This window comes from Bradyrhizobium sp. 179 (assembly GCF_023073535.1).
GTDB lineage: Bacteria > Pseudomonadota > Alphaproteobacteria > Rhizobiales > Xanthobacteraceae > Bradyrhizobium.
Map to the genome: position 1 here is coordinate 1 of NZ_JADPJR010000021.1, position 11,018 is coordinate 11,018.

Sequence of the window (11,018 nt, forward strand, 5' to 3'; positions counted from 1 at the left end):
TCAAGAACTTCCAACCGGCTCACCGACCCCGCCGACGGGCCGTCTAAATGGACGTCCTTTTTGCTGTCCAATCCCATCTCAAACCTCCGTCCAACCCGGGGGCTTCTTCGCACAGCTATCCCGATCCCGAACCAAGGGCTCTGGCTAAGCGCTTACTGTTGTTCAACACGAGAGATGCGGCAGCGGCAAACGGGCCGTCATCTCGCTCTTTGACTTCGACCGCGGGCTCCGAAAGACACGGACCTGTGTGTTTTCGCAGCGATCAAACGTGCGCACTGGCGTTAGACCAAAAGGTCAAGAGCCACTCGCCGCGATTCCGATCAGCACAGCCGCTTTCACGAGCGCGCGATCTCGCTGGGTTTGGCGGCGATCGTCTCGGCCGAAAATGACTGCATAACCTCTCATCCACAGCCCCGGCTGGTTGACGGGGCGTATGTGGAGAACTCTAGGATTACGGCGCTCGACCTGATTCAGAAGCTTAACACCATCAAGGGCACGTTCGACGCGCCGAACTTCGGGATTTACCTGCTGTCCCTCGTCAGCGGGCCTTTCGGTGAGCATGGTTCATTCATGCTCGGTGAGCTCATGAGACGGTACGCGCGCTCTTGAGCACGCGAGGGCCTGAACTTATGTCGCGCTCGATCATGCAACTCCGCGTCGATCGCCGGCGCTGAAGTAACTCCCGGTGTTCAGCGCTTTACAACGTTCGGCCGGACGGACATCACAGCCTTGTTTTGTAGCCTTCCACTCGGTTGGATATTGTCCCAGAAAACCAGGATATCGTCTCATTGAGCAGCGGCCGCTTTTTGGGCTACGTGCCGAGGGACGACTTCGACCAGTCCCGCGAAAGGCCGAGCAATGCAGATTAGGTGACGTTGTTCCGTCTTCTTCTGAATTGATCAGTCGCGACCTCATTTGCAACGGTTAAGGATGCCACACTCGCACGGGCTGCCTACGCCAACGAGCTAGAGAAGAGATATCAACCAGCTCCAAGGTTCAAGCCGCAGCATTGCTTGTTCTTATGCAGCGGTGCTGCAAGAGCGGGTTAAGAGGAATATCAGGGAAAAGTCGCCGCCTACAAGCAGCAGCCGAGTGAATCGAGGAAAGATATCGCCGGTCCACCGACACGTTCTGCCACATCGCAAGAGCTATAAGACCAGCTGCCATGCCGAGCAGGTCAAAGCCTTGTTGCGAATGGGATCGCGTCGAAGGAAAAAGATCCCGGTATCCTGGCCTACATTCTGGGATTCGTCTCCTAGGAGAGCGCTGATTTTAGCAGTGAGAACTTCCCCTGCAGCGCGGCTTCACAATGCCCACACAACAGAGCGCATCGACAAGAATAACGCAAGTGTTGTGGCCGCAAACAAGCCCACGATCGACGTGAACTCTTTTCTTGATCATCCGAAGGCACTAGCCAACAGGCCCGAGAACGCTGAAGGGGCTGGAAAGGGGGGAAGCGTGAGCTTCGGCAGGCCAAACAAATCCCGCGCGCAGCGAGCGCTGTTTTGCGATGGCGGAGCTCACCCGCAGGTCCAAGCCCATGATCGCCTTCATCGACAATCAACGTGGGTGCATGGGGCGAGCTGATCTGCAAGTCTCCCGAGCGTCCCCTCGGCCTACCACGCCCATTTGGCCAAGCGGCAAAGCGGATTAAGCCTGAAATAGCTCACCAGTTTCGGCGGGCTATTGAACCGGCCGCACGACCTGCTATCGCGGGACAAAAATAGTGGGCGTTCACACCATGCACTGGCGGTGCCCCGCTCGGCAGGGCATTTGCAGAGCGCACTATGTCCGGTTCCAGACCCATATGGTCGAGACTCGACATTCCCCCGCGCAATCATTCCAGCGGCTGGCCGAAAGGCGAAATGTCCCCTCTTTGTCTCTCTCGTTAAGCGCGATCGCGCACGGTGTCGTGGCACACCGATTGCTGAGAGACCGCGGGGCTTGTCATTGCTACTGGCGGAGGAACATCCAAATGATCACAAAGACCAAACCGTTGGGTGCGGTTCCGATTGAAGCTGTGTCACTCCTGCCTTTGTCGAATGATGACACGGCAGGTCGTTCGTCTATGCTGTACGGCGGCGGCACGCCCTTGCAGAGCTGCTCCCAGAGCCACAAGCGCAGACGGGACATTAAATCATCTGTTCTCATGCTACTCTCCGCCCAGTCAATGGGCTTGGCGCTCGTTATGCTGCTCTGTCACACCAATTTCCGGTTGAAGGTGTTTCTAATTCTGGGGCTGATGTCAGCCCGAGGCATTGACCTTTCAAGTCGCAGCTCATGCAACTGGCCGCGAAGCTCGAAGAGGCCATTCCCGCAAAAACCTAGTGAGGCGCTCAGATACCACGCCACGTTCTTCACGGAGAGCGCGTCGGCCTGTTTGCTTGCCATTTTGCTGGAGGAAGTGTGATGGAGGAGAGGCCGGCTTCTTCGGCAGACGCGGGGTTTAAGGCGCGTACCTCGCAGCTTTGGTTAGGCGCATCGCGCAATGCCATCCGCCGGTTGGTCCGCTGTCTACTCGCCGAGCGTCTTCTTGACCCCGACGCATTAATGTGGGCTCGGGAAAGCAACGAAGCATGGCTCCCCCTTTGGCGATCACGCGAGGTCCTGCATTTTGCGGATTTGCACCGTGCGCCTGCCGGAACGTTTCAAAATCGAGGTTCAATCGAAGTAATTGACGAGACCGGCGCTCGCTACCGGATCGACAATCCTTCCGATCTCATCGGACAGATCGCGCCCGCTTTGGCACTCACGCCTGCAGCGGACGACGTTCAGCGTCTAATCCGTGACGTCGAGGACAGCATGCGTAACGACGCCCTCGCACGTAGTTACCGGGAACACTGGAGCGCAGAGCTTGGAGCTAAAATAGCTGAAGCAGGAGCCCGGGATTTCCTAGAGTATCTCCAGATTCTGCCGTCGCACCTGTGGGCAATTGCTCTCGATCAGTGGGGGGCGCTGGAGGGTCACCCCTTCTACCCGACATGGAAGGCCAAATCCGGCTTGCCGCCCCAGGACGTCGCTGCCTTGTCGCCTGAGTTCGGTGCTCGCGTGCGCGTCCGAATTGCCGCCTTACGGAAAGAATGGTCCTATGTGGAGAAAATGCCGCATGTCGGCAGCTATTCAGAATGGTTCTCACAAAACTTCCCGGAGCTCTGGTGCGAATGGGCCGAAAGCTTGAGCAAACGTGGAAAGTCCGCTGAGGACTGGCTGCCCCTGCCTGTCCATATCTGGCACCTAGACAACTGTCTGCGACGTGAATTCGCGTCCGAGATAACTTCCGGAGTTTTCGACCCGAACGGCCCGGAGATCGTAACGCTGCCGTCAATGTCGTTCCGCACAATGCTGCCGGACACTCAGGAGCCGAGACCGTTTATCAAATTGCCGGTGGCGATTTGGATGACCAGCGAGCAGCGCATTCTGCAGGCCAAGTCAATTTACATGGGACCGCGTCTCAGCACTCTGATTTCTGAAATTCTATCAAATGAGCGGCGCCTCTCGGACGGGTTGGAGATCTTCACAGAAGAATTGGGGGCAATCCTTCACCACCCCGTAACAGGCGACGAGCATCCGGGCCGCTTTCTTTCAGTTGTCTACCGCAACTCCGGTGCATTGACGCGAAATGATGGACTACTACCGGTCACTGTGGCAGCGCTCCTCACGGCGAGCCCGATCGACGGTCGCCCGCTCATTTGCGAATTGATTGCGAGAGACAGCGGTGAAAACGAAGCCGCCGTGTCTTCGTTCTTCCGTGCCTATGTGAGGACAGTGATCGGGCCGATACTCACCATGTATCTGCTTTACGGACTAGCCGTTGAGGCGCATCAGCAGAACAGTACAATTCTATTCGACCAAAAAGGCCGCCCTAAAAAACTGCTACTCCGTGATTTCGGCGACGCCCGCAGCTTTGTTCCCCTGCTCAAGGAACGAGGGTACGATCTCAAGCCCTTCACTCGGACGGGGATCTTACCAACGGCCTTTGACGACGATATCAGTATCGTACGCTCATTTGTCATCGACGCGTGCTTCGTCTGCCACCTTCATGAGGTCGCACTGTGCCTCAACGAAATTTATAAACCGTCAGGCACATGCTTTTGGCACATCCTACGGGAAGAAACCGAGGCAGTCTTTGACGCGCTCAGGCCGCGCATGATGTCGGATGCATTCTGGCTCGAAGAACGCAAGGCGTTTCTTGACGATCCCTGGCGGACCCGCTCGGTGCTAAGGATGCATCTGGAGCGCTATCGGGACTTTCGAGTTGAGCACGAGTTACCAAATCCGCTGGCGGGAGCGAAATGATAATGCCACTGCGGCGTGGCTTCGGACCGCACATAGCTGCAACCCTCCGCGAACTAACGGTTTCAGGCTTTTGACTTTGAGCTGAAGTGGAGTTGGCCATAAGTGTGGGTGCGGAGCGAGCTGAAGAAGTTTTTTCTCCTTCAGACAGGATCTACGATGCGCAGACTAACCCGCGAGTGGAGATCGCCATACGACCAAGGCCGCGATGGTCGCGGGCTCGAAGCACGCCAGGAGACATGACGTGGCTAAGATCGTAAGAAGGTCAGCAACGATTTTGAGGGCGAGATCATCAGCCTGGGGTTCGCAGGCTGTTCGTATCTTCGGCAAAGGCCAACTCTCCAGCGAAAACGCTCCGAGTCGCCGTGCCTATATGGGCCGGACGAGATCGAGGCTGCCTGGTCGAAGCGCTCGGATGGAAGACCCTGACTATCTCTCACTCAAGCTCGATGATCCTTCCTTCATCGCACCGATCTACGCCGACCTGTTCGAAGAAGTCGAAGACGCAACCCGTTCTGGTTATGGCCGCGGAAGAACGGTAAGTGGCAGACTTGCGGGCCCGCACGAACTGACCGAGCGGGGGTTATTCCGATCGCAGCCGAGTTGTACTGCGGCCGCTGCATCGGGACAGTCTGTCTATCTCTCAGCAAACCGCCTCACTTGCGCTCATAGCCGTGCTCGGACTGGAGACCGGTCGAACAAGAAATCCTCGCTTTCGTCTGATCGCGCGGTGAATTTCGGCCATGTGATGGCCTACATTGAAGAAACGCGGCCGCTGAGCCGGCTAGTATACTCGCAACAAAAGAGGTGATTGCCTGAAGGGGCCAATACTCGGTCGCGACACCAGGCGTCCATTGTCTCTTGCCTAGACGCTTACCCACTCGGCTGCTCGGAGTTCTGATTGTCGTGCTGTTTGCATTGATCCTTCGCTCGATGTGGCCCTGATGCAGCTTCGATTTGCGTTTAGTTGGAAGTTTGCTGCTCCTTTTGCCATGTTGATCGCGGCGCCTCGGCGTTCACGGTTAAGAGGGCTCTAGCATTGGGCACTGGTGATCGCAGTTCATCATGGCCGATGCAGGCAGCGGCCGAGTATTGCGTGGTACTATCGGTGTGCCCTCATTTATCTCACTTCGGCCCACTACCACCTGGAGCCCCGAGCGGTGTTTTGAGGACCCCGCAAGCGAGAGGCGCAAAGCTTAGACCATGAAGCACATAGTCTCGGCGGAAGAGCTAGAGGGAAGAACTGGAACTATGGAAGCACACGTGTCGACTACTGCCGTTTCATCGGATAATTGGTCACCCGCGCCCGACGCGAGTCATATCATTAGCGGCATTCATGCGATGCTGCACCCGCGCAATGTTGTACTGGTTGGCGCCACCGACAAGCCGGGTAATTATGCCGAGCGCATTTGGAACAATCTCATCAAGTACAAGTATCGAGGCGGGCTCTACCCTGTAAATGCACGGAGAGACGCGGTCTGGGGAGTGACTTGTTACAAGGATTTTGTTTCCCTTCCGGAAAAGCCGGACCATGTGCTTGTGCTGGTCCCGGCGCGTTTCGTGGTTCAAGTCGTGCGGGATGCTGCTGCGGCGGGCGCTCGGTCGGCAACGATCGTCACTTCGGGCTTCAGCGAGCTACAGGACGAAGAGAGTCAGCGGCTTGCGGCCGAACTCAACGTCGCGGTGCGTGAGACAGGAATTGCAATAACAGGCCCAAATTGCCTCGGCAATCTGAGTGCGGGCGAAAAGCTCTTCACCAATCTCGACGATCGGATCGTCACCATGGAGCAGGGGCCGGTCGCAATCGCGGGCCAATCCGGAGCTATCGTGATGATGATTCGGCAGGCGTTGGAGGATCGCGGCGTCGGTGTCGGCTATATGGTCACCACAGGCAATGAGGCCGGGCTAGAGACGCCGGATTTGATGACATATTTCGCCGCCGATCCTTCCATCCGAGTGATCGTGGTTTACCTCGAGGGCGTACGAAACGCTCAGGCGTTTCGGAATGCCTGCAAGGCAGCGCGTACTGCTGGAAAGCCTGTTATTGCGTTGAAACTCGGGAGTTCCGAAGGCGGACGCGCCGCCGCCATGGCGCACACCGGGTCGCTGGCGGGCTCCATCGAGTCCTTCGATGCAATATCGACGCGCGAGGGAGTGATCCGAGTGCGTGGACTCGACGAACTCGTGGAAACCACCGAATGTTTCGTTCATGCGCAACTGCCTAAAGGCAACCGCCTCGCTGCGGTGACGCTGTCCGGCGGAAAGCGTGGGCTCTTGATTGACGCATTCCATTCGGTGGGGCTCAATTTTCCTCCACTGAGCAAGAATGCCAGCGAGAAGCTCGGAACGATGCTCGGGCCAGGCTCGATCATTGGCAATCCGCTGGACGCGGGATTTGCAGCAGTCGTCGATCCATCAGTTTACATCAAATCGATCGAAATCATGATCGAAGACTCGGATATCGACATCGTCATCATTGACGCCGACTTGCCGAAGGTGCCGCATGAATTGCGCGAACGCAATTTGCGCATCGTCAACGGCATGGCGAGCAGCGCGACGAAGCCCGTAATCTATATTAGCCCGGTGTCCATGGGCTTTACCGAACATACAACCGCCTTGCGCAAGACATTGCCTAACATCGCTGTCATGCAAGGTATGGACCGCGCGGTCGGCGCAATCAACGCGCTGATCGATTATGCCGCACTCGAAAAGGACGTGCCGGATACTATTTCCTCTTCCACTCCCCAGGCACGGGCGCTCCTGGAAAAGACCTTGAGTGGTGCCAGCGGCGCCGCGCTCGACGAGATCGCCTCCAAAAAGCTGCTCAACGCTTATGGCATCCCGATCTCGAAAGAGGCAATAGCGCGGACCGCCGAGGAGGCTGCAAGCGTCGCCAAGGAGATCGGCTTTCCCGTCGTGGCAAAAGTGGTCAGCGCGGACATTCTTCACAAATCGGATATCGGCGGCGTGGTGCTCAATCTCAATAGCACAGCCGAGGTAGAAAGGACGTTCAGCGACATCGCCGCCCGTGTCAAGAAATTGAAGGGAAAGCCGCGCCTGGAAGGCATTTTGATTGCGCAGCAGGTCAAGGCCGATCTCGAGCTGGTGATAGGTGCCTCGCTTGATGCCGAGATGGGACCGGTGGTCCTATTCGGTACGGGGGGCATCGATATCGAGTTGATGAAAGACGTAGCGCTCGCTGGCGCGCCGATCGATGCCACCGAGGCCGCAAAGTTGATCGGTCGCACCAAGGCCGGCGTGAAGATAAAGGGCTACCGCGGCCGGCCGGCTCTGAACGAAGGCTCTGTGATCAGTGCGTTAGTTGGACTTTCCAATTTGATCGCCGATGCTGCTGGTCGCATCGCCTCGATCGACGTCAATCCATTTCTACTCACTGCCAAAAGCGGAGTCGCGGTGGACGCACTCGTCGTCTTGCGGAATCATGCAAGCAAACGCGATGGCGGCTCGTAACATTTGCGTGAGTCGGCTCGATGATTCCGCGGAAGCACTAACAGTAACAGGGCATCCTCTGCTCGGGAAGCCGGCCATCGAATTCGGACACTATGGCGTCGCCATACGAACGGAGCTCGAGGCGCGAACGGGCGTGTTCCGCCTCAGAAGAGTCATTAAGGAGAGAGTCTTCATGTCGGTCTTGCCGCTTTCTGGCGTCAATCATCCTTGACCTCACGCGTGTGCTCGCCGGACCCTTGTCCGCGCCGATGCTGGCGACATCGGCGCGGAGGTGATTGAGACGAGCGGCCCGGCATCGCGTCACCAACGGCCAGGAAATCATGGCGATCCTTGCTGCTCTTCTATCAGGGTGTCGAGTGGCTGCAACCGCGCGGCGCCAGTGGTGATCGTTTCTTGTGGTAGTCGCTTTAGGCTTCGGTGCACTGGTTTTTGGGCCTGCTTGCAAGCCGGCGCGCAATCGCAGCAGAAGAAAGAAGGCGCTCTTTGCTGTTGTAGCAGCGATGTTGATCGTTGCAGAATCCACCCTGGCCGTCTCTGCTGCCATGATGCGTTGCGTCCGTAGGTGGATCATCCACAGCCCTAACCTACGCCATCATGGAAGATTATTTCCCGGCCGAGATGGATGTTGCTTCGAACGTCCTGCAACTTGACTGAGCGGGAAGGACGCGACTGAGTCTGGCGCAATGGCCGCTCAAGGGCGGCATTATTTGCTGATCGCCTAACAGACGACGTTTGCTGTGAACGTGTTGCTGGAACATGGCGTTGGTCTGGTTTGATATTCCGCGGCTCGAAGCGGGAGAAGGGTTTTAGCTCCGCCTCAAAGGGGCGGCTGGAGTGTGTTAGTTCCGCCAGCCGAGCTCGTCATCCTAGACGCGGCTGAACATGGTGATGAGGGCCTTACGCATTGACGTGATGACGCCGGGTTGTTTACGGCGCATGATGGATCGTCTTTAGGGCCTTCTCCTTCCACGCGAGAGTGCGCTCGTCCGGTCCTGCCTCGGCCGCGGCAGGTCCTATGTTCGACTTGCTTCCATCTGCTTCCGCTATCGCTCACCAGCCCCAACTATTTGGCGCATCATGTCGCCCACGCGAAGACGAATTAGAGCGCCGCCCCTTTGCTGCGTCCGAGTGAGTTCTAGCGCACAAAATCTGCGCTTTCGGCCATCAACGCGGATCGACTCAATCAATTCGTGATACACCCCGCTCAAATTAGAAGCGATTTTTAATATCGCCCCGATGACGATTGCGGAAATCGCCTCCGAAAAAGGATCGATGAAGGTCTTAGTGCCGGTAAAGCGGGTGGTCGATTACAAGGTCAAGGTCCGCGTCAAGGGCGATGGATCGGGCGTTGAACTCGCCAACGTCAAAATGTCCATGAACCCGTTCGACGAGATCGCGGTCGGCCTGCGGACCGAAGTTGAAGGGACCGGCGATCGTCACCACCGACCTTCGCCTCAATGAGCCGCGCTATGCCTCGCTGCCGAATATCATGAAGGCCGAAGCCGATCGCGGAAAAGACCGTCGCCGATTACGGCGTCGACGTCGCTGCGCGCCTCGAGATTCTCAAGACGACCGAGCCGGCAGGCCGCAAGGCGGGCTTCAAGGTCAAGGACGCCGCCGAGCTGGTGTCGAAACTCAAGAACGAAGCCGGGGTGCTCTGATGACGACGCTTCTGATTGCCGAACACGACAATGCGTCGTTGAAGGATGCGACCAACAAGGTCGTGGCTCCCGAGCTCTATGTCGCGTGGGCATTTCCGGCGCGATCCAGCATCTGGCCGGCATGAATGACTCCAAGGTGATCGTCGCGATCAACAAGGACGAGGACGCGCCGATCTTCCAGGTCGCCGATTACGGCCTGGTCGCCGACCTCTACCAGGCGGTTCCGGAGCTGACGGCCGAACTCGGCAAGCTCGGCAAGTAAAACGCGTTAAAAACACCCGCCGGAGGTATAAACTCCGGCCGGTGTTGCTTTTCTGAGGGGGCGTTCACAGTGCTGCCGCGCGATGGCAAGGCTTCGTTTATTATCGAGCGGTCTAGGGGATTGCTCTCCGAATCTTTCTAGTCCTGGGCCAGACTGCGAACGCGATCGTCGCATTGGACGATAGAGTAGGTTTTGCCTTTTTCTACTTGTCCTCATGAGTGGCCGCTGACGGTCGGGCGGCGGAGGGGCATTCGTGCATCCTAGCCACCAGCTCGAACAAGATGGTTCGGTTGGTTTCGTTGATCACGTGAGGCGCTGAAGCTCGGCGCAAGGTCAGATTATACTGATGCCATGAACAGTAGCTGCGCCGTATACCCCTCATTCTCGACCAGCAAGTGGCTGACGCTCAAGAACGTCTTCTTCGCTTTCACGAAGTGGGACTTCTCGCTGCCGATGAGCGTGATCTACTTCCTGCTTTCCGCCCTCATCTTGCTGCTCTAACGGCCCGACGTCTACGCGTTGATGGCCTCCTTTTTGGAGCGTCCCTGATCGGTTACACAATCAAGCAGGAGGTCTCGAAGAGGTTCAAGATCTTGTTGTCAAGCGACGTCCGTGCGGCCGCTCATGTAGTCGTCCTCATCTGCGCCGCGCGCTATAGGTTCAACAAAGAGCACTTCGCCTGGCGGGGAGAGTAGTGCGAAGTGTGGAGGTGGTTCTTGCTCGCGGCCGAGATGTTGCCGATGGTGTTTCTGGTTGGGAGCACGCTGTTCGGTTTGCGTATATCATCGCCTATCTTGAATCGAAACGGTGCCTTCAGTTCGCTTCGTGCGGGTCTTCGAAAGAGCCTGCTGCAGGCGATCCCGTAATTGCGTGTGCAGGAAGTTGCGGTGTGTTTAGGTGTGCCATTCGTTGACCCACCGATGGTGGTCGTCCCACGAAGACTGGTGGCGGATCGCACTTGGCCGGTGCGATCTGCCCCGCGTGGCATAGCGTGTCAGCCATACGGCCAGCCCTTTGGCAACTGGAAACTGAGGTTCAGGCAATACAGCTTTCACCATGTACACCCTACTCTGTGCTCTCCACCGGGCTGCGGCGCCTGATTTCGCGACGTTTCCCCGATCCCGCCTGAAGAAGCTGAGACTAGCACTACTTTGGCAGATTGTCGGATTCCTCTGAATTTTTAGGAGTCCCGAATCGATTTTTCAATGATTCATGGGTGGTCGGCTCTTGGAGGGCTGACCATGGCGGAATGGGAAGACGAACTCGAAGGCTGGCTGAAGCCGTTCTTGCAGCGGTTGGGTCATAAGACCCGGCAGCGGATGTGTCCCCTT

5 protein-coding genes and 2 pseudogenes are annotated in these 11,018 nt (G+C 57.3%); all 7 read left to right on the forward strand.

All coding sequences use genetic code 11. The annotated features are described in order from the left end of the window. Positions 1-1,975 precede the first annotated feature (1,975 nt). The 7 genes and pseudogenes from IVB12_RS03895 (at position 1,976) to IVB12_RS03925 (ending at position 10,188) form a co-directional block, all read left to right on the forward strand. Complete coding sequence (locus tag IVB12_RS03895; RefSeq protein ID WP_247295827.1) at positions 1,976-2,410, forward strand: hypothetical protein; 435 nt, start codon at positions 1,976-1,978, stop codon at positions 2,408-2,410. Further along, positions 2,410-4,296 (forward strand): IucA/IucC family protein, encoded by a 1,887-nt coding sequence (locus IVB12_RS03900; RefSeq protein WP_247295829.1) that lies wholly within the window; start codon positions 2,410-2,412, stop codon positions 4,294-4,296. Before IVB12_RS03895 ends, IVB12_RS03900 begins: the two co-directional genes overlap by 1 nt. Before the next feature lie 370 nt (positions 4,297-4,666). After that, positions 4,667-5,104, forward strand: a complete 438-nt coding sequence (locus IVB12_RS03905; protein ID WP_346658480.1) for a DUF736 family protein — start codon at positions 4,667-4,669, stop codon at positions 5,102-5,104. Positions 5,105-5,544: 440 nt separating this feature from the next. Next, on the forward strand, positions 5,545-7,764 hold the full coding sequence (locus IVB12_RS03910) for an acetate--CoA ligase family protein (protein ID WP_247295834.1): 2,220 nt from the start codon (positions 5,545-5,547) through the stop codon (positions 7,762-7,764). A 1,272-nt stretch (positions 7,765-9,036) separates the two neighbouring features. Beyond that, positions 9,037-9,425, forward strand: a pseudogene (locus tag IVB12_RS03915) (hypothetical protein). A gap of 56 nt (positions 9,426-9,481) precedes the next feature. Further along, positions 9,482-9,687, forward strand: a pseudogene (locus tag IVB12_RS03920) (FAD-binding protein); the annotation flags it as partial. A gap of 351 nt (positions 9,688-10,038) precedes the next feature. After that, entirely contained in the window at positions 10,039-10,188 is a 150-nt protein-coding gene (locus tag IVB12_RS03925) for a hypothetical protein (protein ID WP_247295835.1), read from the forward strand. Positions 10,189-11,018: the final 830 nt, after the last annotated feature.